Here is a 25,547-nt window from a genome sequence, read left to right on the forward strand (position 1 = left end):
CTTATAGCGAGCTTTGTTTGATTTTTTGATGATGAATAGCGGCAGCAATCACAGCGACGAGTTGGTTATCATCGTTTGATGGTTTGGCAGCACCCACTTTCTTTTGCGGAGGGGGAGTTGGTTCGACATGAAAGCGCCCCAAAAAGCGAGACATGGCTTTGACAGCAAAGACCAAGAAAACAAGAAAAGTGAAGACAAAACCCATACCCAGTGTCATGAGGTTTAAGCCTTCGGCAAATAAATTAACTTCCATTAATATCTCCCATTGGACAAAACAAAGAGCAAAGGAAGACTTTGCTCTTTGACAAAATAAGAAGGGGATTAACCGCCCAACATGCCAAACACGACACTTGCGATGACTAGTACAATACCGCCACCAAGACGAGATGAGATTTGCGCGTAAGACAGCAAGCTCATGCGGTTTGACGCAGCAAGAACTTCAAGGTCACCAGAGCCACCACGGTTTGCCATACATAGACCGGCAGTGATTGAAGACTCGATTGGGTAAAAGCCCATTAACCAACCACCGACAGAGGCACCAATTATTGCGCCAGCAACGATCAGTGTTGCGATGATTAAGTTCGTGAAGGTTAGTGCATTCATGATTTCGCCAAGGTCGGTATAAGCGATACCAACGCCCACCATGAGCACCCAAAGCAATTGTTTTGAGAAGAATGAAGACAAGCGTTTTGCGCCTTCTTTCACTTCTTCAGAGCAGATACCACAGGCGTTAACAATCGCAACGATGATGACCATGTAAGCGAAAGTGTGGATTTTTACGTCACCAAAACCTGGCAGTATTTCTTTAGAAAGGGCGGATGAGAAGGTGTAAATACATGCCGCCATCATCAAGCCAATCGCGATTTCACGTGGAGTGATTTTTGGAGCTTCGCTCTCTTCAACATCGAAATTAGACTTACGCAATAGCTCGCCATTACCAGTCAAAGACGGTACTTTTTCACCGATGCTGTTTAGAACGGCTGCTGCGACAATCGCTACGATGTTAGCGATGGTTAAAATTGCAATTGCAACCGAGTAGTACTGTTCTTTAGAGCCACCCGTGACTGACTCATAGATTTCAGAAAGTGGAATCGCACCTGCACCGTTACCACCACCCATGATAGGCAGTACGTAAAGCATCATGATTTTGTCGATAGAAATGCCAAACATCATTCCGCCAAGAATGCCGAGAATTGAAGCACCTGCAACGGCTGCAAGAATGGTCGGAATGTAACCAACTAATGATTTAAGCAGTAGCTTACGGTTAACCGCTAAAATCGAGCCAGTGATCAGAACGGCAATGAACAAGTCGAGGAAATCGGTCTTCTTCATGACTGCAGTAACAGTGTCAATTTCGTTTTGGGTTAGTAAACCTGCATGAACAAACCAAGCTGCGACAAGGAAGATCATGACAGGCGCACCGCCAATGTATTTGTTAAAAATAGGCAGGCGTTTACCCAGTTCGCCAAATAGCGCACCAACAACAAACATAAAACCAAAACCGCCGACAATATTATCAGGGATGGTGTCTGTCATATGTGCAATTAACATGACCGCGAACATAAATGCATATAGCGGTAATGGTAAGCCAAAGATTCGGACTTGAGATAATAAGTCTAATCCCGGGCTTCTTGTTTCAGTTATTGAAAGGGTCTTTTCGTTCATCATTATTATTCCGTGTTGATTTAACATGGCGTAATTTAAATTTGAATGAAAAACCTAACTGTGAGTGTGATCATTTTACTTTGTGGAATATATACACACTTATGAATTTAAAGTTTTTAATTATCCAATCACTTAATTTACAGATGGTTAAGTAATTAAATTCATTAAATTCATAAATGACGTTTAGTAGAAGAAAATAGTCGATACGGATCATCATTTTTCAAATTCAAGTGACGCATGATGGCGGCAACACGAAAGAGGATGATGATCATGTTTGACACCTACGCATTTAGCCGAGTGAACCGAAATCAATACGAGAAGTTTGGTGCTATTACCGAGTTTCTAACTTGTTATGATTTGGATGTTGACGCTGATGTAGAGCGATTTGTGGTGGCGAAGTCTCAAGGTCAAATCATTGCTTGCGGCGGTCTTGCTGGCTCAACACTAAAATCTATTGCGATTGATCCTGCCTTACAAGGTACTGGATTTTCTCTGCGATTAATGACTGAGTTGACCACGATGGCTTATGAAATGGGGCGCTTTGATCTGTTTTTGTTTACCAAGCCTCAGAATATGCAAAGGTTTCGTGAATCTGGCTTTTTCCCCATTTCTTTTGCAGACGATAAATTAGTCTTGATGGAAAATAGTCAGACCAATTTAAGAAACTTTGTACGTTCATTAAGAAAGAAAAAGAAAGACGGTGATAAAATAGGCAGCATTGTGATGAATGCAAACCCGTTTACTTTAGGGCATCAATACTTAATTGAAACGGCGGCGTCACAATGCGATTGGCTACATTTATTTGTCGTCAGCGAAGAGGGTAAAGGTTTTTCTTATCACGATCGTTTGAACATGATTGAAAGTGGCACTAAACATATTCCTAATCTTACGATTCATCATGGTTCAAAATATATAATATCTAAAGCAACGTTTCCTACTTACTTTATTAAAGAGAAGCGATTGATTGATTATTGTCATACCGCTATTGATCTAAATTTATATCGTCAGCATATTGCGCCAGCATTAGGCATTACACACCGATTTGTTGGGACAGAGCCAGACTGTGTTGTGACTCATTATTACAACCAACAAATGAAACACAGATTAACCACCAAGGATCTCAACGGCGCACCAATCAGCGTTATTGAAATAGAGCGTAAGTGTGCGTCTGGCACCACGATTTCAGCTTCAACGGTGCGAAAACTCTTGCAGAAAGGGCAATTGGATCAACTGGTTCACTTTTTACCCTCAACCTCTATCGACTACCTACATAGGCACACGGACGCTTTACCGTGTCTTACCCAAGAAACAGTGGCTGCTTAACAGCCCAATTAATTTTTAACCAAGGTGTTAAAGGTCTTTCAATGAAAATAATAAAACCCGCTTTTGCAGGGACGCTGGAATCCAGTGACTTGCAAGTTCGTATCTCACCCAATCCAGAAGGTGATATCGACATTTCTCTTGATAGCACAGTGAAAAAGCAGTTTGGCAAAGCCATCGAAGCGTTGATTCATGGTGTGCTCAATTCGATGGGCGTGACTTCCGCAACGTTAGAAGTGGAAGACAAAGGCGCACTAGATTGTGTGATTAAGGCTCGCGTTCAGGCTGCAGTCATGCGCGCGGCAGACAGCAGTGACATTCAATGGAGCAAATTATCATGAGTAAGTTACGCCGTAGCATGTTGTTTGTTCCAGGGGCAAACGCCGCCATGTTAAGTAATACCTTCATTTATCAGCCTGATGCAATCATGTTTGATTTGGAAGACTCTGTGGCGCTGAGAGAAAAAGACACCGCCCGCATGTTGGTGTTTAACGCGCTACAACATCCTCTGTATCAAGAGATTGAAACAGTAGTCCGTGTGAACCCACTAGAGTCTGAGTTTGGTTTAAAAGATCTGCATGCCGTTGTGCGTGCGGGCGTCAATGTGGTTCGTCTACCAAAAACAGACAGTGCAGAAGACGTGCAAGAAATGGAGCGCTGCATTGAAGACATCGAACGTGTATGTGGCAGAGAAGTTGGCAGCACCAAAATGATGGCGGCAATCGAAAGTGCGCAAGGTGTGAATAACGCCATCGAAATTGCTCAATCGTCTACGCGTTTAATTGGGATTGCACTGGGTGCTGAAGATTATGTCAGGGACTTAAAAACACAACGTAGCCCAGAAGGGACAGAGTTGCTGTTCGCCCGTTGTTCTATTCTGCAAGCTGCGCGTGCTGCGGGCATTATGGCGTTCGATACCGTTTATTCCGACGCTAATAACGAGCAAGGGTTCCTCAACGAAGCGGAACACATTAAATCGTTAGGTTTCGACGGAAAATCGCTGATTAACCCAAGGCAAATCGAGCTACTTCACAACGTATTTGCACCGACTCAAAAAGAGGTGGATTACGCGATTCAAGTTATCGAGGCAGCAGAAGAAGCGCAAGAGCAAGGGCTTGGTGTGGTTTCACTTAACGGAAAAATGGTCGATGGACCAATTATCGAGCGAGCTCGTTGGACGTTACAAAAAGCGCAATCTGGAATTAAAGAGTAGGGCACGAACATGAAACAAATGGAATCCATCAAACCAGCATTGCTGCCAGAGACGTTGTCACTGTTTTCAGAGGCAAATGCGTTAACGCCTCATCTCAAAGACTCAAACTCTAAAAAGTCGAGAAAGCTAAAGTCAGATCTGCGTTCCGCCATTTTAGATTCTGGGCTTAAAGACGGTATGACGATCTCTTTCCATCACGCGTTTCGAGGTGGCGATAAGGTGGTTAACTTGGTGTTAGATACTATCGCTCAGATGGGATATAAGAATCTGACACTGGCTTCAAGCTCTTTAACGGGTATTCATTCGCCGGTTGTTGAGCACATCAAAAACGGCGTAGTGAGTAAGATTTACACATCAGGTATTCGCGGTGAGCTTGGTGAAGCCATTTCTCATGGTTTGCTCAAAGAACCTGTGCATATTCACTCCCATGGAGGACGTGTGCACTTGATTAAATCAGGCGAGCTAAACATCGATGTGGCGTTCATCGGTGTGCCTTGTTGCGATGAGTTTGGCAATGCAAATGGCATGAACGGCAAATCTCGCTGCGGCTCTTTGGGTTACGCCAAAATCGATGCTCAACACGCGCGTAAAGTGGTCATGCTTACTGAATCTATCGTCGGTTATCCAAATCACCCAACATCAATCACACAAGATTTGGTGGATGCCGTAGTCGAAGTCGAAGAAGTTGGTGATGCGAGCAAAATTGGTGGCGGTGAAACGCGTCTTACCAGTAACCCACGTGAACTGCTTATTGCAAAACGTGCTGCCGATGTGATTATTAATTCTGGTTACTTTAAGCAAGACTTTAGCTTACAAACTGGGTCTGGTGGTGCGTCGCTTGCCGTCACACGTTTTCTAGAAAATAGTATGGAAAAACGAGGCATTACCGCTGAGTTTGGGCTGGGTGGCATTACCTCAACCATGGTCTCTATGCACGAGAAAGGGCTGATCCGAAATCTAATCGACGTGCAGTGTTTTGACTCTGGTGCAGCGGACTCACTTGCTCGAAACCCAAACCATATTGAAATCTCAGCAAATGAATACGCTAACCCATCTTCCAAAGGCGCAGTGGTTGATCGTCTAGACGTGGTCATTCTCAGCGCGCTTGAAATTGATGTGAACTTCAATGTCAACGTTATCACGGGTTCTGATGGCGTGATTCGTGGCGCGTCTGGTGGTCACTGCGACGCAGCGGCAGGCGCAAACCTTGCCGTGATTGTGGCTCCGCTCGTGCGTGGTCGTATTCCAACTGTCGTAGAGCAAGTGCTAAACGTGGTAACGCCGGGTCAATCGATAGATGTGTTGGTGACTGACCATGGTATTGCTGTGAATCCTCGACGCCCAGAAGTAAAAGAGCGTTTGTTGAACGCAGGACTGCCTGTGCTTGATATGGAAGCCTTGGTTGCGAGAGCGCAATCATTAACGGGCAAAGCGGAACCAATTGAATATGACGATCAAGTGGTGGGTTATGTACGTTATCGCGATGGTTCTGTGATTGATGTCATCAGAAAGGTTAAATCTGAATGAGCATTCGTTATGGGCTGAAAGTTGGTCTCGATGATGTCTTGAGCAACAAAGAAGCTCGTGTGAAACGACAAGGTGAGTGGTTAAAACGCCACTCCCTTCCTTTGCTGTCGTTTACCGTCAATATGCCAGGTCCGCAGAAAATGACGGAGTGCACGGAGCGAATCTTCGAACAGGGTGTGCAAGCGATTCAAGCCACTTGTCTCGAAAAAGGCTGGTCAATGGCAGGACGACAATTGCTGCGACAAGTCACAGGTCCAGAGGCAATTTTTGCGGTCCAAGCACCGAATGCCATGGCGCTCAAACGAGCCATGATTGAGATAGAGAATAACCATCGTCTCGGTCGGTTAATGGATTTAGATGTGATTGATGTCGATGGAAAGATCATCTCAAGAAAAGGGCAAGGGATGACGCGAAGAAAATGCCTTATTTGCGAACAAGATGCCGTGATTTGCGCGCGCTCGCGTAAACATGATCTTCAAACCTTGGTTTCTCACATAGAGTCGATGGTGTGTTATGACGAATGTTGCTCTTAAACTGTTGCTCGACCAAAATATCGAGCGTGTTCCAAGCGTTACGCATCGCTCTGCTGTAAAGGTGAATCTGTTCTCTTTGGTTTCTGAGTTAGCGTATCACGCGATGTTGGTGGAAGTGCACTTGTCCCCAAAACCGGGGCTTGTTGACCTTATTAGCAACGGTGCTCACTCAGATATGAATGTGCCGCTGTTTGAAGCCAGCGCGAGTGCAATTCGTCCTTTTCTCAATGGCTTTCTTAACGCTGGTCTTGCGCATTCAACGCACTCGGCAGAGACATTACTGGATGTGTTGCGTCCGGTTGGAATTCAAGCTGAACGCGCAATGTTTGCCGCGACTGGTGGTGTGAATACGCACAAAGGGATGATCTTTGGACTTGGACTGGTATGTGGCGCGATCGGCTGGTTAAAAGGCAAAGGCATTGCGGTCGATTCTTTGCACATTAGCCAAGTTATCAAGCGCAGCTGTGCGTTAATGGTATTTCAAGAGCTGAAAAATACCGACTCTAAAAAGGAAACTCATGGTGAGCGGCTGTATCGAGAATTTGGTTTAACTGGAGCAAGAGGTGAGGCGGCGTCTGGCTATCAAACGGTCATGACTTACAGTTTGCCTGCATACCAACAAGCGCTGTATGAAGGCGCGTCCGCAGAACAAGCATTATGGCAAGTGTTGCTCACGCTAATGGTGCACAATCAAGATACCAACGTGGTATCTCGTGGTGGGATGCATGGTTTGCGTTATGTGCAGAACATAGCATCGAAGCTTATTGAGAGTGGTGGTTGGCATAATCCAAACCTTGAAGAGCAGCTACTGGATTTTGACCGCCAGCTTATTGAAAAAAACCTTAGTCCGGGCGGCAGCGCTGATTTGCTCGCGCTGACTTGGTTGCTGGCAGAAATTGATGATTTAACGAGACATATCATCGCGAATAACGACGAATAATTAGGAACAAGTAAACGTATGCACAATTTTGAAGATGCGATGATCTTAGGTATCGCGGGAAACTTTGCAGGTCACCTGCAACAAGCTGGTGAGGCTGATGACTTTGCTCTCTACGGAGATGTGAACGCTAATAAGCCCCAAGCATTGTTCCCCATTTATGTGCCTTTTATCGAACATCCGTATTTGTCGACATATCCAATAAGTGCCGATACGACCAAGTTGCCAAATGATATTTTGAACTTACAAATTGAACCAGAGCTCGCTCTGATCTGTGATGTTACTTATGAAGGTGGTCAGGTCTTACAGCTCACGCCGACGCATTTTGGCGCATTTAATGATTGTTCGGTTCGACGCCCTGATGCGAATAAAATCAGTGAGAAGAAAAATTGGGGTGCAGCGTCAAAAGGCTTGGCATCCCAGCTTATTGAACTAGAACGACTCACTCCTGATAGCGATATCGGCAGATTTAGAATCGCGAGCTTTCATAAGCGAGGAGAGCAGGTATTCGCCTACGGGGAAGATTGCGCGGTAAACGAATACTCCTATTTCTATGCGGATCTGCTGGATTGGATACGTGATCAGATGAATCATCAAGTGGATCGTGGTCCGATGGAAAACATTCACGCATTACTCAAACAAGCAAATCTCCCAAGCCAGCTAGTGGTCGCAGTGGGTGCAACGCGCTACACCGAATATGGTGAGCAGAATTTCTTGGAAAGAGGTGATGAAAGTGTGGTTGTTGTGTATGACAGTCACCTATACCAACCAAAAGATGTGCTCGGCATGGTACAGAAGGCGCAGTATGAAGCGACAGGCTTTTCTTATGTGAGTCAAAAAGTGCTTTGAGTTTAAGTCAATAGAGAACAAAAAAGCCCGCAAATTAGCGGGCTTTTTAATGTCTTATTCGCTGGGTGAAATAAAAGGAGTGATATATATCTAGTGTTTATATTAGTGTTTGTCTTATTGATGTTTAATGTATTTTGTTCAAGTTTTAAAAGTGGACAGTGAATCACAGATTCGTTAAGTGCATTTAATGTTTATTATAAGTTTGTTTAATAACGTAATTACTCTAATTATAAATATGTTTTGAAGTTTTATAGCTTTATAAGTTGATGAAAAATAGGGTTATATTGCTTTGGTGATAATTCAGTTAGTTAATGTCAGGGTATTTAAAATTGTGATGTTAATTCCTATCAATAACCTCAAAACTTTCATTGATAAAATTTACGTATATTCTTTTTAACTGTTTCCAGATTAAAACTATAAACACGCAATAGGTGACAGTGGTTATAAAGTATCCGCTGTGGCTGACTTGCATAATAAAATGGTAGAGAGTGAAAAAGTGAAAGCAAATAAAAACATTCTTAAAGCAGCAGTAGGTATGGCAATGCTATCTGGCTTGCCAACAGCAGCCAATGCTCATGGCTGGTCAGAGTTTCCTAGTGCACGTCAAAACACGTGTTACGAGCAAGGCGGAATTTGGTCTGGTAACCCACCAAATGCAGCCTGTGCTCAAGCAAAAGAAATTTCTGGTACCTATCCGTTTGTTCAGCGCAACGAATACGCGAAGAACATTACTGATTACAACAATATGGCAGCAGTGAAAGCGGCGATTCCAGATGGTACGTTGTGTTACGCAAATGACCCTCAGAAAAAGGGCATGGGCGCACCACACACCGCGTGGACTCGCACAGAGCTAAATACGGGTACATTCGAATTTGTATTTAATGCGACGGCACCACATAACCCGTCTTTTTGGGAGTTTTACCTAACCAAACCAAATGCAGACCTAAGCAAAGCGTTGGCGTGGAGCGATCTTGATTTGATTCAAACCGAAGGTAATGTCCCAGTTGAAGGTGGTAAATACCGCATGAATGTGACCATCCCTTCTGATCGTTCAGGCGACGCGATTCTTTTTGTGCGCTGGCAGCGTAACGATGCGGCGGGTGAAGGCTTCTACAACTGTTCTGACATCACTATTGTGGGCGGCGAAACGCCTCCACCAGAGCCAACACCTCAACCAGATCTCGTGAAAGGTGAGCTATACATCCCAGTTAATTTTGTTGGTCCAGACCTTGGTGATACGGTTAAGTATGACATCATCAATAAATACGGAGATGTTGCACGTAGCTTCGATATTGAAGTGAATTCATCGAACATCAACGACTGGCAACGTCTATTGGCGTCAGAGATCAATGGTTGGCACGAAGAGTTCAAAGATGGAGCGGTGTTCATTGGTGATTGGCATGAAGAAATGTCTCATTACATGTACTTCCAAAACGATCCATCACGCAACTTCTTTAACTCGAAAGATGGTCGAGCGTCGGGTGTGATTTCAGTGATTGATGGTGATGACGGTAATGTTGAACCATTGGCAGGTGACATCTACGAGTTAGTGAAGAGCGACAAAGTAGTTAGCGCTGGGGACAAAGTGGTGATTTCTACCAGCGAAGCTGCGAACTTAACTCAAACTCAAGGCTCTTCTGTGAGTATTCAAAATAACGGCACTGCGTCGATTGTCGTTGATACTCGTGCGATTACGCAGAATGAGACCTTGTCGTTTGTTGCGAACGCAGTAAACAGCGAACGTGCAGAGACATTTACGTTTGAAGTGATTGTCGACGATGGTGGTGTAGACCCTGAGCCAACGCCAGATCCTGATCCAACACCAGACCCAAGCGATGACGCATGGGATTCAGCAAAAACTTACCTAGGTGGTGAAGTTGTCGCGTATGCTGACCAAAATTGGAAAGCACAATGGTGGATTAAAGGTGGTGATAACCCACAAGCGGCTTACCAAAAAGATAAGTGGGGCGTTTGGCGTCCAGCTAACTAATCATTGGTTGTAGCCAAATGGAATTGGCTAAGGCAAGCATGAAAGCCACTGTTTTGAGTTAAAGACAGTGGCTTTTTTACGTCGTTCATAAACTGACGGGGTAAGTGAGGTGATATCACCAAATGCAAATATGGGCAGAAAATCGTCCCTATCCCAAGTAACCTCGCCCTGAATTCTGGATCTTGAAGTCACTTGGGAATAAATAAAGACAATAGGCTGAAACGAACGGACAGAGTGATATTAGTGCTATGTAAGAGCTTGAAACTCAAAGAGCGCCTAAGCGCTCTTTTCTTTTGTACTGCCTTTTGGGTGATGACCGAATTTGTCATTCAAGTAGAGCAGTCCGCTGACGAAGAGTGCCACGACGGAAACCGTGAAGAGGGCATACATACTTAATACCCAAGCGAATGTGGCAGTCAGAAAGGCAATGAAGGAAAACATTCTGCTGAATGACATTACATGACCAAGTTTGTTACTTTTCATAACGCCTCCCAAAGCTTAGTGGGTAGAACCAGAGTGCTTTCACTCCGCATTCGTATTGTCTCTCTTCTAGGGGGAATTTACCCAAAAAACAGGCTAAATATTTCTCAAAAAAGATTAAATATTGACCTGGTAGACAGTTTTTTATTTGTGATTTTATATGAGTTTCATTGCTCATTGTCTATGCCAACATTTTTGATTCTGCTGAACGTCAAAATTGATTCCCATCTTTGGCTACAGTTAATGCATCCCCATTGACAAAGCAGGAAACTCTTATGTTCAAGACTCAACTTAAACGTGTCGTTGTTATCACTAGCCTACTGGTTTCATCATCTGTTCTGGCAAGCACGAATGCGTACAATACAGATATTCCTACCAGTATCATGACACCTGATAAGGTTGAAACCAGCATTGGTACTTTGAATTTCAAGGATGGCGTACCAAGCCAGAAGACGATGGATACGCTATACAACAACCTCGATACCATGCGAGCAACAGAAGTGTTTATGAACGCGATTCCTATGGCATCCCTGGAAGCGTTAAGAGTCGGGCATGAGAAAATGGGGTTAACCACATCCAATCAGGTGATGCTGTTTGATGATCTGATGGATTCGAATCCGCTGTTCTTAACCGGAAATACAGATACGGTATACGCGTCCGCATTTCTCGATCTCGAGCGTGATGGTCCAACGGTGGTCGAAATCCCACCGGGTATGGGACCAACGACCGTCAATGATGCATTCTTTCGTTTTGTGACGGACATGGGCGTTGTAGGACCAGATAAAGGTGAGGGTGGCAAATACCTTATTTTGCCTCCGAACTATGAAGGTCCAGTGCCAGAGGGGTATCACGTTTCTCAATCAACAAGTTACGTGAACTGGTTTATTGCTCGTGGTTTTTTGAAAGACGGTAAAACAGACGCGGCGGTGAATTCATACCATAGTGGTTTAAAGATTTATCCATTATCTAAGAAAGGTGAGCCGCCGAAGATGGAATTCATCTCTGGTAGTGGTAAATCGTTTAATACCATTCATGCAAATGATGAGCACTTTTACGATGAAATCAAAACGGTGATCGACAAAGAACCGATTGAGTTTATCGACCCAGAAATGCGTGGACTGATAGCGACCATCGGCATACAAAAAGGTAAGCCGTTTGCCCCAGATGCACGAATGCAGAGCATATTGGAAGATGGTGCAGCAATAGGTAATGCAACCGCACGAGCGTTGATGTTTAATCCTCGTACCCAGAACGCTTACATTTGGGATGATCGTAATTGGAAGACAGCGTTCATTGGTAATGATTACCAATGGCTGATTGAAGAAGGCAACGGTGGTCGCAACCTAGATGCGCGCACTTATTTCTTCTATATGGCGACGGTTAATACGCCGGCAATGGCGCTCAAAATGGTTGGTAAAGGTTCTAAGTACGCAATCGTTGATAAATCTGCTCAGGGAGAGTTCTTTGATGGCAGCAAAAACTACAAGCTGACCATTCCTGCGAATGTTCCTGCGAAGAACTTCTGGTCAGTTGTGGCTTACGATACACAAACGCGTTCGGAATTACAGACCAGTCAACCTTTCCCGAGTAAGAACGACAAACGCGACGACATGATGACAAATGCAGATGGCTCGATTGATTTGTATTTTGGTCCGAAAGCACCAAAAGGCAAAGAAGCAAACTGGATTGAGACTGTGCCGAACAAAGGTTGGTTCACTATCTTGCGTGTCTACGGTCCATTAGAACCTTGGTATGACGGCTCGTGGAAGCCTAGTGATATCACGGAAGTGAAGTAAGATAATTGAAGAGGCAACCGGTCAATTGATAGACCGGTTGCTTGTTTTTGGCTTGTTCTTATGGCTCTGTTGCGGCTTTGTCTGGTCTTGTTTGAGGGATTGTTTATTTGCGACGACAAGTGATAGTCGTTCTAATTTGTTTCTTGCAGTGCTTGTTTAATAAAGGCTTCTACCTGAGCAATGATCGGGTGCTGGTAGAATGCTCGGTGATATTGAACGCCCACATCAAACATCATTGGTTTAGCATTCAGCCTTAACGGCAATCGGAGAACGTCCTCTGGTAGGGCATCATCGTTAATGTGCATCCCGACAAATACATACGGGCTGACTTTTACGCAATCAAGCGCTGCCGCCATAGAAGAGACCGTTAGTTTCTGTTCCAAATTTACCCCAGTGAGTTTTCGCATTCGTTCATAGTACGCACTGACATCAAGAGAGCCCATAGACACGCGCACCGTCTCGAGGTTTTCAATGTCACTTAGCTCTAGCTCGTTATGTTGGCTAAGTGGGTGTTGATCATTCACGTACGCAAAGATGGGAACAGAAGCAACTTTGCGCTCAACCATTCTCTCATTGAGCTCATTTGGAAAACCGCCAATTCCAATGACGACGGCCCCTCGTTTTGGGTTTTCGATACTTTCTATCGACCAATCAATAAATGAAATCTTCGGCTTTTGATCTTCCGTTGTAAGGGCGGAGACTAAGGGGGTCGTCAACATGCCAGATAACGGATTAATGATGCTGAATATGTACTCATTGGCTTGCTGATTTGCATTGAAGCTTTGCGCCAGCTGGGGGATTTGCTCTAGGCGTTCTAATGGTTCGCTGATGACTTCACACAGCTGTTGGCAAAGCAGGGTTGGGGTATAAATGCCTTTTTCTGCATTGAAGAGTTCGTTATCAAATCTTTGACGACATTCAGCCAATTGTCGTGTGAATGTCGCTTTGCTAATGTCGAGGGTATGACACACTTTCGCCTGCGATTTTTGCTGGCTGAGTAGATAAAGAAAGCGATACAAATTCAAATCAATAGTATTTTTCACGAGCTCAGTACCTGAGGTTATTGAGCTTTAAGTATCGGTGTCTCTCATCCTCTGTTCCAATAAAATTTAAAACAATTTTTCCTTTTGTGACATGGGGTTAGCTTGTAAGAGTATGATGTGCTCAATCGGAAGGCGAAACTAAGATTGCGTAAAAGGTGAAAAACAGTACTAGGTAAGCCCTTGAACTCATCCTATAATTAGGTTGCATATGGAGGATGTTTGATGGTCAAACATCCTCTATTTTTTGAAACCTACAACAAGGATCCGGCATAAGTTGTTTTTGCTGGTGTTGTTTACATTTACCAAGAAGGTGATTTAACACTAATAATTGAGGTTCTTACGATGACTCTTAACAAGTACTTTGTTTTCATTCCGACTGATATGGATCAGGAAACGCACAAGGAACAGAAAGTGATATCTGAAACGGAAACTCAACGTCAGGCTTTAGTAAAACAGGCGCAGCAAGAAGGCGGACTGTAAGGCTAGGTTTCAAAATAAGAAGAGCACCCGAAGCGGTGCTCTTTTTTTATCTCTGAACATCTATCACTTGAGCATCCCAAGGCTTTTAAGCTTGCGATAAATGGTATTGCGGCTTAATCCCAACATGCGTGAGGTTTTGCTGATATTACCTTGGTTCGCTTGATAAGTTTTTACCAGCTTATCTTCGACAGTCGAACGCATATCTTTGGTTTTCGGCACGCTAACGTCTTCAATCATACTGGTATGACTAAGCTTCTTAGCAAGATGATTTGGCACATGGCTAAGTTCTAGTTGCGGCTCTCCTTGCGCCATCAATGAAGAGACTTTGATTAAGCTATCGAGTTCTCGCAGATTGCCAGGCCACACGTAAGTCATCATCAATGAAAGAAGGTGGGGACAAATGGTCTGTTCCGAATCAGAATGGCGTCGATGAATGTTCTCAATCAGTGCTTGCTTATCATTGCGCTCTTCAAAGCGAGGTAGTTCGACGATAAGTCCGTTGAGGCGGTAGTAAAGATCCTGACGAAATGCGCCTTGTTCAATCAACAACTCTAAGTCTTTGTGTGTTGCGGCGATGATTTGTGTATCAACTTGGATGGTTTGGTTTGAACCAACAGGAAGTACGGTTTTGTCTTGTAGTACGTGGAGTAGGCGGCTTTGCGCTTCTAGAGGCAAATCTGCAATCTCATCTAAGAACAAGATGCCGTTGTGCGCTTGGCGGATTTTACCTTGGTATCCTTTGCTGTTTGCACCAGTAAATGCGCCTGCAACATAACCAAACAGTTCAGATTCAACCAAGTCTTTGGGTAATGCCCCACAGTTAACTGATACCAAAGGACCACTCTTACGTTGGCTGTTTTTGTGTAACGCTTTGACGAATTCGTTTTTCCCTACACCGGTTTCTCCAAGAATAAGTAAGCTAATGTCTTTGTCGATAACGCGATTTGCTTGTTGCCAACAATGCTCGACCGTGGTGTCGCCATAATGAAGATCGTTGGATGCAGAAAGAGAGCGGGAAGACGTTTTACTCTCTGACAGAGGTTGAGTTTTAAACACCAGTGATTGACGGCTTAGCGAATTATCGAGTATCGAATCCAGAGATTGTCCAATCACATTCGGTTGATCAAGCAATTGCGAGGCGACTTGGTTATGCGCAAGGATTTGCCCTTCCTCATTGGCGATGATAATGCCTTGCCACCCACTGCTGAGTAACCCTTTTTCGCATGCTAAATCGACTCGAATATGTCCTTGAGGGATTTGATTGAGGAGTTGGTTTTCGACTTGCTGAACCATATTCTGGACCAGTACTTGCGTTGAGAAATCGTGCTTTTTCTCTTCGCTGGTAATGTCCAACACGCCCATTAAGTGACCCAAATGATCAAAGATTGGACTTGCTGAGCAACTGATAAAGCGATGATGTTGAATAAAGTGCTGATCACCAATAACAGACACCGGTTTGGCTTCTACTAAAGCAGTGCCAATGGCGTTGGTGCCTTTCAGTTTTTCTTGCCAGCACGCGCCAGAACTGAGCGCAATTTCGGTCAGTTTTTCTCGGAATTTAGGTTGCCCCCAGCTACCGATGATCACGCCATCCGCATCGGTCAGTATTAACCGACTGTCGCTGTGCGCAAACAACTGATTAAACAAAGGCAGGGCAAACCGCTTCACGGCATCGATTAAGAAGTTAAGCTGGTGGCGTCTGTCCTGCAGAAACGCAGAAGTGACGCGAATATCGTCAGGTCGACGTCGCTGTTTTAAACCCGCTTGTTCACTTCTGTCCCATGAAGTAGAAAGCCAGTTGTTGTTGGTAATGTGTTGAAGTTCCATGACTGTACCATTTTGTCACAGTGAGGGTGTGCCATTTTGGAACACTTGAACACTGGTGTTCACACCATACATCCGCTCAAACGTCACTCACTTAGTTTGTTATCGCTTGGTAATCATAGTTTTACATTTAATTAACAACAAGACGTGTATTGTTGGCATGTGACTTGAGTAATGAAGTGACAACATCGCTGAGTTGAACACTCGGTTGTTTAAAACAAAAAACTGAACGAGAACAAAAGGAAGAGTTATGATCTATGCACAGCCAGGTAGTGAAAATGCCGTCGTGAGTTTTAAATCACATTACGACAACTACATCGGTGGCGAATGGGTGAAACCGAGGGGTGGGGAGTACTTCGATAATACGTCACCAATCAATGGTCAAGCGTATTGTAAGGTTGCTCGTTCTAGCGAGGCAGACATCAACCTTGCATTGGATGCAGCGCACAATGTAAGAGCAAAATGGGCCAAAACCAGCGTTACTGAGCGTGCCAACATTCTACTGAAAATAGCAGACCGCATTGAACAAAACCTTGAAGAACTTGCGGTAGCAGAGACATGGGAAAATGGTAAACCTGTGCGCGAAACACTGGCGGCGGATCTTCCTTTAGTGGTCGACCATTTCCGTTACTTCGCAGGCTGTATCCGTGCTCAAGAAGGCAGTGCGGCTGAGCTTGATGAACACACTGCAAGCTACCATTTCCCTGAACCAATTGGCGTTGTAGGACAGATCATTCCTTGGAATTTTCCAATGTTGATGGCGGCGTGGAAGCTTGCTCCTGCGTTGGCTGCTGGCTGTTGTGTGGTGCTCAAACCTGCCGAACAAACGCCAACTTCGATTCTCGTTCTGATGGAAAAGATTGGTGATCTCTTGCCAGCAGGCGTGGTGAACGTGGTCAACGGTTTTGGCTCAGAAGCAGGGCAAGCACTAGCAACCAGTAACCGAATTGCAAAGCTGGCATTCACGGGCTCAACCGAAGTAGGTAACCATATCTTAAAATGCGCAGCAGAGAATCTCATTCCATCAACCGTTGAGCTTGGTGGTAAGTCTCCGAATATCTACTTCCCAGATGTGTTTGATCATGAAGATGAATACCTAGATAAGTGTATTGAAGGCACGCTGCTTGCGTTCTTTAACCAAGGAGAGGTGTGTACCTGTCCATCACGTGTCTTGGTACATGAATCTGTGTACGACAAGTTTATTGCCAAGGTTGCGGAGCGCGCGAAGACCATTAAACAAGGTAACCCATTAGATACTGACACTCAGGTGGGGGCACAGGCATCGCAAGAGCAATTCGATAAGATCCTGAGCTACCTAGAAATCGGACGCCAAGAAGGGGCCAAAGTCGTGTTTGGTGGTGATGTGGCGAAACAGGAAAACGACTTGGAGCAAGGCTACTATATTCAACCGACTTTGTTACAAGGTCACAATAAGATGCGCGTATTCCAAGAAGAGATCTTTGGTCCGGTCATTGCTGTGACTACTTTTAAAGACGAAGCAGAGGCGCTAGCGATTGCCAATGACACGGAATATGGTTTGGGTGCTGGTGTGTGGACGCGCGACCAAAACCTTGCTTACCGCATGGGGCGTAATATCGAAGCAGGGCGCATTTGGATTAACTGCTATCACGCGTATCCTGCACATGCTGCGTTCGGAGGCTACAAAAAATCAGGCATTGGTCGAGAAACCCATAAGATGATGCTCGATCACTACCAGAACACGAAGAACCTATTAATCAGCTACGACGTCAATCCGCTAGGCTTTTTCTAAAGCGAAGGTATCGCAGTAAAATGTAATATACCCAAGTAACCTCGAGATGCTAGGTTCAACGAGAATGACTTGGTTTGTAGACGCGGCGGCGATTTAAAGATCTAGTTATTACACTGCGTCGTTTTCCTTACTCTCGAATCAATGACAACGCTCTGAATCCTGCATCTTGAAGTCACTTGGGCATACCTATATAAGAAGAGCCCCCTAAGTCATTCAACTTAGGGGGCTCTTAATTAAAGTGAACTTCACGTTTCTAACTTGGATTAGGCTTTTACTGCATCAAAATCATCTGATTGAGAAGACGGTTTGAAGAACAGTTTTGTCTCTTCCAACACCACGTGGCGCAGAGCAATTAAACCAATTAGGTTAGGGATTGCCATTAGACCGTTTACGATATCAGCCAGTAGCCAAATCATATCTAGGTGAAGGAAAGCACCTGAAGCCACCAAACCAACAAAAATCAGTTTGTACGGAAGTACTGCTTTTGTACCGAATAGGAATACAACACAGCGCTCACCGTAGTAGTTCCAGCCAAGAATGGTGGTAAATGCGAAGAACATAAGACCGATAGACACCAGCATTGGACCTAATGTCTCTGCGTTAAGACCAACCGCAAATGCGTGTGTTGTCATCGCTGCACCTGCAAGGTCACTTTGCCATGCTCCCGTAAGGATCAAAGCAAGACCAGTCATCGTACAGATGATGATGGTATCGAAGAAGGTACCCGTCATAGAAATCAGACCTTGTTTAACACAAGAATCCGTTTTCGCAGCCGCCGCAGCCATAGGCGCACTACCCAAACCAGATTCGTTTGAGAATACGCCACGAGCGATACCAGATTGGATTGCCAGCATAATACTTGCACCCAAGAAACCACCAGTTGCCGCTGTCGAAGTAAATGCAGACACCAATACAAGCTCAACTGCATTTAGCAATTGGTCTGCATTCATGATGATCACACTCAAACACGCTAGCACATAAAACAGCGCCATTGCTGGCACGACTTTACCTGCAACGCTAGCGATCGACTTAATACCGCCCAAGGTTACGAATGCCACTAATAGCGTCAGGATGAAGGCAGACAGCTCGCGGTTTACACCAAGAGAAATCTCACTTGCATCAAGAATTGCATTCACTTGAGGGAAGGTACCGATACCAAAACAGGCTACGCCCAGTGCAAATACCGCGAACATGATAGCTAGCGCTTTCGAGCCAACACCATATTGCAGGTAGTACATAGGACCACCAATCATTTGGCCTTTGTCGTCAACACGACGGTATTTCACAGCAAGAAGACACTCAGCGTATTTGGTTGCCATTCCAAATAGGGCAGCTAGCCACATCCAGAATAGGGCACCAGGACCACCAAGTTTGATTGCTGTTGCAACACCAACAATGTTACCTGTACCAATAGTTGCAGACAGCGCAGTACATAGCGCTGCAAAGCTAGAAACGTCACCCTGTTTATCAGATGACTTATCTTTACTGAATACCATCGCTAACGCAGTTGGTAGGTGTTTAAATTGGATCAAGCCTAGGCTAAAAGTGAAGTAAACACCGGTTCCCACAAGCAAAAGCAGCAGTGGTGGACCCCAGACAAAGTTATCAATGGTTTGAAGTAAAGATTGTAGGTCGTTCATGATTTCCCCTTAATAAAACAACTAATAAGGAGAAGAGGGAAAGGACGAGATCAAGGATCTCTAATAGCTATGCTATTCAAAACAAAATAAGGCGGGAACGCCAAATAGTTAGGTTGTTACTTTCCACTCCTCTGTCCTTTTGCCTGAGAGTTTCACCCCGCACACATGTGCGGGACTTGCTCCTTCGGCGACCGATTTAACGGTTCTCTCCAGAGGTTCCTCCAACTACAGTCCCCGCTACCAAGGTAGCACCTGAAATAGTTAATTCTTCGGCGAGTTACCCTAACTAAATGTTAAGATTTAGTTAATAACCACTCTCCTGCAGTCTTCATTGGAACATTTACTCAATTAAATGAGTAACGGTTAGTTAATGATGCTGGTCACCATTAACGTGTGAACTCTATCATGTTTTGTTACCATTTCAACACCAAATGACGATTTATTTTCAACACATTATGCGGACTTTGTGGTCTTAATTTCATAGGTTTGTCGATTAATTAAACAAATGAGTCAATCTTTTGTTCATTGTTTACTTGTATGGATGGTCGAAATCTAATTCGATTGAACGATGGGCGAGTAGAGCTGTGTCGATAAGTTATTCAGTTTAGAATAGAAAATTGATCAAAACGGGAGCAATCGCTTCAAAATCTACGCTAAGTTGACCGTAAGCGACGTAGAAATAGGTTACAATGTTTCTTTGCGAAACTGTCTATGGAATCAGATAAGTTCACATTATTGGACAAGGAGGCGGTATGACTAGATTGTTAGCCATTGCGATATTGATTGGATTAGCGTTTGTGCTATTTCGTTATCGTACCAATGAAAAAGTCCAAAAAGCGACGGTCATTACGCTGATCAGCGCATTTTTAATTTATACCGCGTCAATCATGATTGCGGAACTCACTCGCTAGCAAACCGGTAGAGTCCTTGGAGTAAGATACGGTGACTTCTCAGAATAATATTGAAGATCAAGACGAAGTAGTTGTCATTGAGGAGCGCGATAAGCGTACCCACATTTATATTGCCATTGCGGCAGTACTGGGTTTGGCATTTGGTGGTTTGGCTGGGTCGGCAATGACAGCAAGTAAGTGGGAGTCCACTTACCAAGTGTTGGAAGAAAAGTACCAAGCACTAGCACAAGACAAGACGGATTTGGTTTCTCAAGTGAAAACACGCGAAGCGAGCTTGGATAAAGAAATCGATGCAAAAGTCGCGACGTTATTGGCAGAAAAAGAAGAAGCTCATAAAGCGGAACTAAAAGCGCTTCAAGCGCAGTTAACTGAAGTAGAAAAAGTGAATATTTCACTTGAGTCACAAGTGAAAGAACAGAAAGCGACGCTAAGTACCACTAAGAGTGAAAACGATAAGCTTAATCGCCAAGCCGATATGCAAGCGACCATCTTTGAGCGTTCACGTGAAGTGTTCCGTAAGGAGCTGCAAATCTCGCAAGAGTTGGAGTCTCTAGAGAAGGAGCGTGAATCGCTATTGCCTAAGATCGAAACGTTGAAAAAAGAGTGTGACGTTTTCCTAGAGGGCAAGTCTTGGGACGTGAAATCAGACGCGTGTGACCGACACGATGAAGCAAATTCTCGTTTAAGCCAAGTTGACCAACTTATTGAAGTTCACAAGATGGACCTAAAACAGATCAAAGACATTACGGCAGAGATGGGACTGTAGAGCAAGCGCTTTTCACTCCCCAGCTTGGTGATTCAGAAATACAAAAGGAGCTCTCAATGAGCTCCTTTTTTGTGTCTATCCGTCAGAACGGATTAACTCTAATTCGATGTCGATTAGATGCGAGAAGCGTCATAACCTGAAGCTAATAGCAATTCACGTTCATGTTTAATCAATTGTGCTCGGTCTTCAATCAGTTCATTCAACGCTTGAGACGGTTTACCAGCCAGTGATTTAAAGGCATCGAAAGACTCTGCGCTGTCGATTTGGTCAATCATACCACTGATAACATTACGTGCTTCGCAAGGGTTATCGTCAGTGGTGAAGTATTCAACTTGCTTTGCTGCAGACTTCATTTCGGTGAGCAGTTCTAGTGGACTACTTTCTTTTGCTACTGCCATGTAATTATCAAGTACACGTTTCGCATACAACAATTCTTTTAGTGGGATATCTCGGCCACTTACAATCAGCGATTCATTAAGGATCATACTTGAGCTCATGGGCATTCCTTTTTATCAATAATTCAAACTTCTTGGGCATTGATTTGAGTCTAATTTATTGCTGACTGAATGGGAATGCCTAAAATGCACATTTTTAACCGATCTTTCTGATTATTTACGTCTTTTTAGTGAGTAAATACGCAAACGGCGTATCTGGTAGAATCTTCAGATGATAAGGATGTCAAGTACTCGGAGTATCGACCGTTCGAACTCTGCATCAAATACGGGCTTTATTTGTCCTCAATATCAATTGATGAAGAAGCGGCCCGGTGTCACCCCAAAGCTTTGTTTGAATAGATGATTAAAAGCACTTACGCTCGTAAAGCCGCACTCAAATGCAACGGTAGTGACAGGGTGAGATTGCGCCAACAAAGTCAGAGAGTGGAATAATCTTGCTTGTTGACGATACTCGATGAAAGACATGCCAACTTCATTACGAAACAAGCGGCTCAAAGTACGGCTGCTGACGTTAATTTCTTCTGCCCATTGCTTTAGTGAACGATTGTCCGCAGGGGTCTCCAACAGTGAGTTACATACTTGTCCGAGTTTGGCGTTGTTGGGAAGAGGGATTTGAATGGACGCTTGTGGCGCGACTTTCAACTGATCCAACAAAACCTGAACAATACGCCAATACGGTTCCGTGGTTGCTTGATCGGCAGGTTGCTCAGAAAGATGAATGATCATCTCACGCAGCATTGGTGACACATTGAGAACATCACTCTGATTTGGCAGCTCAATATCGATGCTTGGCAACAAGTAAACGTTTTTCATCGCCGCATCCCCATACATGTACACCTTGTGTTTCTCATACGCTGGGATCCACACAGCCCTTTGAGGCGGAACGACCCATAACTTCAATTCTGTCTCGACCGCCATCACTCCACTGCTGGCGTACACCAATTGGTTATGTTGGTGGCAATGCCAGTCAATGACGTGCCCGTTGGGGTAGTGCTTGGGAATGACCACCGCCTCTAAGCGATTGATACTGGCGTCCAAACTGATGGCTTTGACGTTTTGGCTCATTTGAGCAATAACCTGTCTCAATGGAATCTATACGCCAAATGCTAGCCAGATAAACTGAGCTTGTCATTAATTAGCTTTCCGTTATTTTGTTTGGAGTCGAGATGAACCGCTCAATTCACGCGGGTGTCCTTAATGTGGGGCACTCACTTAATCATTATTTCTTGCTCATTTTTCCTTCTGTCGTACTAACGTTGCATAAAGAATGGAACATGAGTTACGCCACACTACTTCAAGTGGGAAGTGCAGCCATGTTGGTTTATGGCGTGATGTCGCTACCGGCTGGTTGGCTAGCGGATCGTTGGAGCAGAAAAGGCATGATGATCGTTTTCTACTTTGGGATGGGCATCTCTGCGTTACTTACCGCTCTCGCGCAAACGCCATGGCAAATGGGGTTGGGGCTTTGCGCCATTGCCTTGTTTGCCGCGATTTATCATCCTGTTGGCATTGCACTTATCTTCAGCTCTGCAAACAAAACAGGCAGGGCTATCGCGGTAAATGGGCTGGCAGGCAACTTAGGTTTGGCATTCGCGGCAATGGGGACCGCTTTGTTATGCCGTTGGTTCTCTTGGCAAGCCGCATTTTATATTCCAGGTATCGTATGTTTGTTAACTGGCGTTATGTACTGGTTTGCATCGAAAGACGTTACCGGTATCGAACATGTGAAAAATATACGTGACGACGTAACGATGCCTTTGCGACAACTCAAAGTGCTGTTCGCTTGTGTGGCGGTGATTGTCTTCTTCGGTGGTTTGGTCTTTCAATCTACTACGACCTCGTTACCAAAAATCATGGACGTACAGTTTAGCCAATCATTGAGCCTTTCAAGCACGTTGACCACCTCTATTTTTGTCTGTGCTGCGTTTATTCAGCTTGTTGTGGGTGAGTTGATAGATCGTGTTGATATCAAGAAGCTGCTCGCCTGCATTACTGGTGGGCAGCTGTTATTCCTGCTATTGGCGACGGTTACTCATGAATGGTCTTTGGTTCTGGTGTTTGTTGGTTTGATGTTGTGTACGTACGCGCAAATACCGGTGAACGATTGGCTTATTGGCCGTTATTCCGATGCGAAATGGCGCTCTAGGATCTACGCCGTTAAGTACATATTAAGCTTTAGTACCGGACCTATCGCGTATTGGCTTATTGCTTCTACTTATGCTCATACACAAGAGTTTGTATTGATGTATTTCATCCTTGCTGGCGGGATGGGGCTTGCATCACTGAGCGCAATGATGATGCCTTCGTCAAGCAAAAGAAAACCGGCTAGCACCACACTAGTGAAACAGTGAAACAAAAAGGAGAAGGAGCGCGTCGGGCGCTCCTTATCACGCTCCGTGCTTACACAAAGAGTAAGACCGAAAACACAGTTTGAAAGAATGAACTCACTCTAGATTGGTTGGTTCTTACTGGTTCTGGTTTTGGTGTATTTCGATGGCGCTCGGCACTTAATGTATAGTAAGAGTAGTAAATGGTATTCATATTGACCTCCTATATGACTTTAGAGATAGTATGAAAGTCTAATTGGGAACAAATAACGAACACATGAATATGGATAGTTCATCTTTTAAATCTACCTCGCATTTGAGCCGCTTACGTCAATTGAGTCGGCACTATCAAACTCAGGAGAGAAAGCCAGTCACCATCGCATCACTAGCAGAACAACTGCAATGTAGCGATCGAAATGTCAGTAAATTAATGGTGGCAATGGAATCATATGGTTGGGTGACTTGGGCTCCGGGTAAGGGGCGGGGAAACGTGTCCACGCTCACACTACTTGTGACGTTTGAAGAGGCGTTAAAGCAAGCATTAGAAGAGTGGGTGAAAGCGGGAAAAATCAACCAAGCACATCAACTTGCAGAGCAGTTTGATGGCGAATTGGTGTTTCAAGAAAACTTGCCTCTGTGGTTGGGTGATGCGCAAACCGAACTGAACAAGCAAAATACCCTGGTTTATATCGCACCTTATCAATTACCAGAGTGGCGACCACATCAAGCTCACTCTGTGCGTTCGGTGATGCTAATAGATAGCATTTACAATACATTGCTGCGTTTTGACCCTCACTCTCAAAGCATCTTGCCCGAACTTGCGCACGCATTTGAAAATAAGGGTGATCACGTTCGAATTCGCTTGCGTAGTGATGTGACTTTCCACAATGGCAAGCGATTGAGCGGCACTGATATTAAAGCGAACTTTGAGCGAAGATTAAACGAGGCTCATCCGTTTTCGGTCCTGTTTCGCCACCTTGATTCTATCAATGTCGAAGGGCAATGGGTGACGTTTTATCTACGTCAAAATGACCCTGTATTCCTCAATTTATTGTGTGACAAACACACGGCAATTATGGATTGTGAACAGCCACATAAGCCTATTGGAACAGGTCCCTATTATGCGGAACGATTGGAGAGTCACCATTGGACACTCAAAAGAAATCCTCGGTATTTTGGCATTGGAGGGTTGATTGATATGGCTGAATTTTGGTCATTGTCACCCTGTAGCAAAGTGGGTCATGCGCACATTCAGCAAATGCAGCGCGCGATTCATCTTGATAATGTCGGAGATGATCACAGTAAGCAAAATGGTTGTTCTGTCCTTCATTTTTTCTACCACAAAAACCAATTGAGCAAGCAAGAGCGTGCTTGGATTGTTCATCACTTTAGAAAGCATGCTGATCAGCGCGTAGAGTTAGCAAATAGTCTGATGAACGAGCACCAAGACAAAGGTTTTCACTTGTTTGAAAGCCAAATGACAAAGCCAAAGCGTCCAGTGGTGATCGAAATTCGTGAGAACTTGAAACCAGAGCTTGACCCTCTCATTGAGATATTTTCCGAGCTTGGTGTTGAGTGGACGATTCAAAGTCCAGACGACGAGAAACGTGCGATCGCTGATGTCGGTTATGGTTGTTACGTATTTGGCGATGACCGAGCTTATCAGTATTACGAGTGGATGCTTGCCAGTGACGCGTTTACTCGATGTTTGAGCGAGAAAGAGAAAAACAGTTTAGTGCAGTTCGTTGATGGATTGATGCGTGAAAGTGAAGACAGTCATGGATTGCTAGAGAAGCTATTCCGAGCGGAGGATTGGTTGATACAAAACTACCATTATGCGCCGCTTTGGAGAGAGCACATTGTCTACTCTCAATCTGAAGAACTGCATGGAGCAGAAACTGACCGAATGGGTGTGATGTCTTTGAAAAACATGTGGCTTGAATAGGGACTGCAGACACTAAGAATACAACAATGTGAGAAAACAAAAAGGAGCGCATTGGGCGCTCCTTTTATTCATTGA

At 44.5% G+C, this 25,547-nt stretch carries 24 protein-coding genes and 1 riboswitch; of the genes, 15 read left to right on the top strand and 9 right to left on the bottom strand.

What is annotated here, in order from left to right:
* Window position 1: 1 nt before the first annotated feature.
* Together OH459_RS07840 and citS are read right to left on the bottom strand one after the other, a co-directional pair.
* On the bottom strand, window positions 2-253 hold the full coding sequence (locus tag OH459_RS07840; RefSeq protein ID WP_009697443.1) for an OadG family protein: 252 nt from the start codon (window positions 251-253) through the stop codon (window positions 2-4).
* Window positions 254-321: 68 nt separating this feature from the next.
* Window positions 322-1,665, bottom strand: a complete 1,344-nt coding sequence (citS, locus tag OH459_RS07845; RefSeq protein WP_017190260.1) for a citrate/sodium symporter CitS — start codon at window positions 1,663-1,665, stop codon at window positions 322-324.
* Between the two features lie 270 nt (window positions 1,666-1,935).
* Here citS and citC point away from each other — a divergent pair, with 270 nt between their 5' ends.
* The 8 genes from citC (at window position 1,936) to OH459_RS07885 (ending at window position 10,034) form a co-directional block, all read left to right on the top strand.
* Window positions 1,936-2,988 carry a [citrate (pro-3S)-lyase] ligase gene (citC, locus tag OH459_RS07850; RefSeq protein ID WP_418103943.1) on the top strand — a complete coding sequence of 351 codons (1,053 nt, stop codon included), beginning with the start codon at window positions 1,936-1,938 and terminating at the stop codon, window positions 2,986-2,988.
* Window positions 2,989-3,029: 41 nt separating this feature from the next.
* The gene (citD, locus tag OH459_RS07855) at window positions 3,030-3,326 is read left to right on the top strand and encodes a citrate lyase acyl carrier protein (RefSeq protein WP_101904809.1); all 297 of its coding nucleotides are present in this window, start codon (window positions 3,030-3,032) and stop codon (window positions 3,324-3,326) included.
* Window positions 3,323-4,198: a citrate (pro-3S)-lyase subunit beta gene (citE, locus tag OH459_RS07860; protein WP_269986301.1), complete on the top strand. Its 876-nt coding sequence runs from the start codon at window positions 3,323-3,325 to the stop codon at window positions 4,196-4,198. The genes citD and citE overlap by 4 nt, the downstream gene beginning before the upstream one ends.
* 18 nt (window positions 4,199-4,216) lie before the next feature.
* Window positions 4,217-5,725 (top strand): citrate lyase subunit alpha, encoded by a 1,509-nt coding sequence (citF, locus tag OH459_RS07865; protein ID WP_422485351.1) that lies wholly within the window; start codon window positions 4,217-4,219, stop codon window positions 5,723-5,725.
* Complete coding sequence (gene citX, locus OH459_RS07870) at window positions 5,722-6,258, top strand: citrate lyase holo-[acyl-carrier protein] synthase (RefSeq protein WP_009702086.1); 537 nt, start codon at window positions 5,722-5,724, stop codon at window positions 6,256-6,258. The genes citF and citX overlap by 4 nt, the downstream gene beginning before the upstream one ends.
* Entirely contained in the window at window positions 6,239-7,198 is a 960-nt protein-coding gene (gene citG / locus OH459_RS07875) for a triphosphoribosyl-dephospho-CoA synthase CitG (RefSeq protein WP_269986303.1), read from the top strand. The genes citX and citG overlap by 20 nt, the downstream gene beginning before the upstream one ends.
* 18 nt (window positions 7,199-7,216) lie before the next feature.
* Window positions 7,217-8,044, top strand: coding sequence for a DUF5718 family protein (locus OH459_RS07880; protein WP_269986304.1), 828 nt, complete (start codon window positions 7,217-7,219; stop codon window positions 8,042-8,044).
* 478 nt (window positions 8,045-8,522) lie between these two features.
* Window positions 8,523-10,034: a lytic polysaccharide monooxygenase gene (locus tag OH459_RS07885; protein WP_026000338.1), complete on the top strand. Its 1,512-nt coding sequence runs from the start codon at window positions 8,523-8,525 to the stop codon at window positions 10,032-10,034.
* A gap of 276 nt (window positions 10,035-10,310) precedes the next feature.
* Here the strand turns inward: OH459_RS07885 and OH459_RS07890 are convergent, their stop codons facing one another.
* On the bottom strand, window positions 10,311-10,517 hold the full coding sequence (locus OH459_RS07890; RefSeq protein WP_005446094.1) for a hypothetical protein: 207 nt from the start codon (window positions 10,515-10,517) through the stop codon (window positions 10,311-10,313).
* A gap of 272 nt (window positions 10,518-10,789) precedes the next feature.
* Between OH459_RS07890 and OH459_RS07895 the strand changes: the two genes are divergently transcribed.
* A complete protein-coding gene (locus tag OH459_RS07895) occupies window positions 10,790-12,310 on the top strand; it encodes a DUF1254 domain-containing protein (RefSeq protein ID WP_050908338.1) in 1,521 nt (506 codons plus the stop codon).
* A gap of 131 nt (window positions 12,311-12,441) precedes the next feature.
* Here the strand turns inward: OH459_RS07895 and OH459_RS07900 are convergent, their stop codons facing one another.
* Window positions 12,442-13,353, bottom strand: coding sequence for a LysR family transcriptional regulator (locus tag OH459_RS07900; protein WP_005446091.1), 912 nt, complete (start codon window positions 13,351-13,353; stop codon window positions 12,442-12,444).
* A gap of 342 nt (window positions 13,354-13,695) precedes the next feature.
* On the opposite strand from OH459_RS07900, the gene OH459_RS07905 reads away from it, so the two are divergent.
* On the top strand, window positions 13,696-13,833 hold the full coding sequence (locus OH459_RS07905) for a hypothetical protein (RefSeq protein ID WP_005446090.1): 138 nt from the start codon (window positions 13,696-13,698) through the stop codon (window positions 13,831-13,833).
* A gap of 63 nt (window positions 13,834-13,896) precedes the next feature.
* On the opposite strand, the gene OH459_RS07910 is transcribed toward OH459_RS07905, so the two are convergent.
* Window positions 13,897-15,660, bottom strand: a complete 1,764-nt coding sequence (locus OH459_RS07910; protein WP_050902266.1) for a sigma-54-dependent Fis family transcriptional regulator — start codon at window positions 15,658-15,660, stop codon at window positions 13,897-13,899.
* A 247-nt stretch (window positions 15,661-15,907) separates the two neighbouring features.
* On the opposite strand from OH459_RS07910, the gene exaC reads away from it, so the two are divergent.
* Complete coding sequence (gene exaC / locus OH459_RS07915) at window positions 15,908-17,428, top strand: acetaldehyde dehydrogenase ExaC (protein WP_009697454.1); 1,521 nt, start codon at window positions 15,908-15,910, stop codon at window positions 17,426-17,428.
* A 263-nt stretch (window positions 17,429-17,691) separates the two neighbouring features.
* On the opposite strand, the gene OH459_RS07920 is transcribed toward exaC, so the two are convergent.
* Entirely contained in the window at window positions 17,692-19,068 is a 1,377-nt protein-coding gene (locus tag OH459_RS07920; protein WP_005446084.1) for an alanine/glycine:cation symporter family protein, read from the bottom strand.
* Window positions 19,069-19,189: 121 nt separating this feature from the next.
* Window positions 19,190-19,291: riboswitch (glycine riboswitch) on the bottom strand.
* Window positions 19,292-19,820: 529 nt separating this feature from the next.
* Here OH459_RS07920 and OH459_RS07925 point away from each other — a divergent pair.
* Both OH459_RS07925 and OH459_RS07930 read left to right on the top strand, forming a co-directional pair.
* A complete protein-coding gene (locus OH459_RS07925; protein ID WP_269986305.1) occupies window positions 19,821-19,979 on the top strand; it encodes a hypothetical protein in 159 nt (52 codons plus the stop codon).
* Window positions 19,980-20,010: 31 nt separating this feature from the next.
* Entirely contained in the window at window positions 20,011-20,745 is a 735-nt protein-coding gene (locus OH459_RS07930; RefSeq protein ID WP_009702107.1) for a hypothetical protein, read from the top strand.
* 113 nt (window positions 20,746-20,858) lie between these two features.
* Here OH459_RS07930 and OH459_RS07935 read toward each other — a convergent pair whose 3' ends face one another.
* Together OH459_RS07935 and OH459_RS07940 are read right to left on the bottom strand one after the other, a co-directional pair.
* Window positions 20,859-21,242 carry a hypothetical protein gene (locus tag OH459_RS07935; protein ID WP_005446079.1) on the bottom strand — a complete coding sequence of 128 codons (384 nt, stop codon included), beginning with the start codon at window positions 21,240-21,242 and terminating at the stop codon, window positions 20,859-20,861.
* A gap of 246 nt (window positions 21,243-21,488) precedes the next feature.
* Complete coding sequence (locus tag OH459_RS07940; protein ID WP_053052823.1) at window positions 21,489-22,265, bottom strand: AraC family transcriptional regulator; 777 nt, start codon at window positions 22,263-22,265, stop codon at window positions 21,489-21,491.
* Between the two features lie 101 nt (window positions 22,266-22,366).
* Here OH459_RS07940 and OH459_RS07945 point away from each other — a divergent pair, with 101 nt between their 5' ends.
* Window positions 22,367-23,551, top strand: coding sequence for an MFS transporter (locus tag OH459_RS07945; protein WP_269986307.1), 1,185 nt, complete (start codon window positions 22,367-22,369; stop codon window positions 23,549-23,551).
* Between the two features lie 49 nt (window positions 23,552-23,600).
* On the opposite strand, the gene OH459_RS07950 is transcribed toward OH459_RS07945, so the two are convergent.
* Entirely contained in the window at window positions 23,601-23,741 is a 141-nt protein-coding gene (locus OH459_RS07950; protein ID WP_155243578.1) for a hypothetical protein, read from the bottom strand.
* 69 nt (window positions 23,742-23,810) lie between these two features.
* Between OH459_RS07950 and OH459_RS07955 the strand changes: the two genes are divergently transcribed.
* On the top strand, window positions 23,811-25,472 hold the full coding sequence (locus OH459_RS07955; RefSeq protein ID WP_269986310.1) for an SgrR family transcriptional regulator: 1,662 nt from the start codon (window positions 23,811-23,813) through the stop codon (window positions 25,470-25,472).
* Window positions 25,473-25,547 lie beyond the last annotated feature (75 nt).

The sequence above is a fragment of the Vibrio sp. MM46 genome (genome assembly GCF_027587135.1).
GTDB lineage: Bacteria > Pseudomonadota > Gammaproteobacteria > Enterobacterales > Vibrionaceae > Vibrio > Vibrio harveyi.

Coding starts and splice junctions, on each gene's coding strand:
- OH459_RS07880 (WP_269986304.1), top strand. CDS start 7,217: ATGCACAATTTTGAAGATGCGATGATCTTAGGTATCGCGGGAAACTTT.
- citX (WP_009702086.1), top strand. CDS start 5,722: ATGAGCATTCGTTATGGGCTGAAAGTTGGTCTCGATGATGTCTTGAGC.
- citG (WP_269986303.1), top strand. CDS start 6,239: ATGACGAATGTTGCTCTTAAACTGTTGCTCGACCAAAATATCGAGCGT.
- OH459_RS07935 (WP_005446079.1), bottom strand. CDS start 21,242: ATGAGCTCAAGTATGATCCTTAATGAATCGCTGATTGTAAGTGGCCGA.
- OH459_RS07925 (WP_269986305.1), top strand. CDS start 19,821: ATGACTAGATTGTTAGCCATTGCGATATTGATTGGATTAGCGTTTGTG.
- OH459_RS07895 (WP_050908338.1), top strand. CDS start 10,790: ATGTTCAAGACTCAACTTAAACGTGTCGTTGTTATCACTAGCCTACTG.
- OH459_RS07890 (WP_005446094.1), bottom strand. CDS start 10,517: ATGAAAAGTAACAAACTTGGTCATGTAATGTCATTCAGCAGAATGTTT.
- exaC (WP_009697454.1), top strand. CDS start 15,908: ATGATCTATGCACAGCCAGGTAGTGAAAATGCCGTCGTGAGTTTTAAA.
- citS (WP_017190260.1), bottom strand. CDS start 1,665: ATGAACGAAAAGACCCTTTCAATAACTGAAACAAGAAGCCCGGGATTA.
- citD (WP_101904809.1), top strand. CDS start 3,030: ATGAAAATAATAAAACCCGCTTTTGCAGGGACGCTGGAATCCAGTGAC.
- OH459_RS07940 (WP_053052823.1), bottom strand. CDS start 22,265: ATGAGCCAAAACGTCAAAGCCATCAGTTTGGACGCCAGTATCAATCGC.
- OH459_RS07885 (WP_026000338.1), top strand. CDS start 8,523: ATGGTAGAGAGTGAAAAAGTGAAAGCAAATAAAAACATTCTTAAAGCA.
- OH459_RS07920 (WP_005446084.1), bottom strand. CDS start 19,068: ATGAACGACCTACAATCTTTACTTCAAACCATTGATAACTTTGTCTGG.
- OH459_RS07905 (WP_005446090.1), top strand. CDS start 13,696: ATGACTCTTAACAAGTACTTTGTTTTCATTCCGACTGATATGGATCAG.
- OH459_RS07950 (WP_155243578.1), bottom strand. CDS start 23,741: ATGAATACCATTTACTACTCTTACTATACATTAAGTGCCGAGCGCCAT.
- citC (WP_418103943.1), top strand. CDS start 1,936: ATGTTTGACACCTACGCATTTAGCCGAGTGAACCGAAATCAATACGAG.
- OH459_RS07945 (WP_269986307.1), top strand. CDS start 22,367: ATGAACCGCTCAATTCACGCGGGTGTCCTTAATGTGGGGCACTCACTT.
- citE (WP_269986301.1), top strand. CDS start 3,323: ATGAGTAAGTTACGCCGTAGCATGTTGTTTGTTCCAGGGGCAAACGCC.
- citF (WP_422485351.1), top strand. CDS start 4,217: ATGGAATCCATCAAACCAGCATTGCTGCCAGAGACGTTGTCACTGTTT.
- OH459_RS07955 (WP_269986310.1), top strand. CDS start 23,811: ATGGATAGTTCATCTTTTAAATCTACCTCGCATTTGAGCCGCTTACGT.
- OH459_RS07840 (WP_009697443.1), bottom strand. CDS start 253: ATGGAAGTTAATTTATTTGCCGAAGGCTTAAACCTCATGACACTGGGT.
- OH459_RS07910 (WP_050902266.1), bottom strand. CDS start 15,660: ATGGAACTTCAACACATTACCAACAACAACTGGCTTTCTACTTCATGG.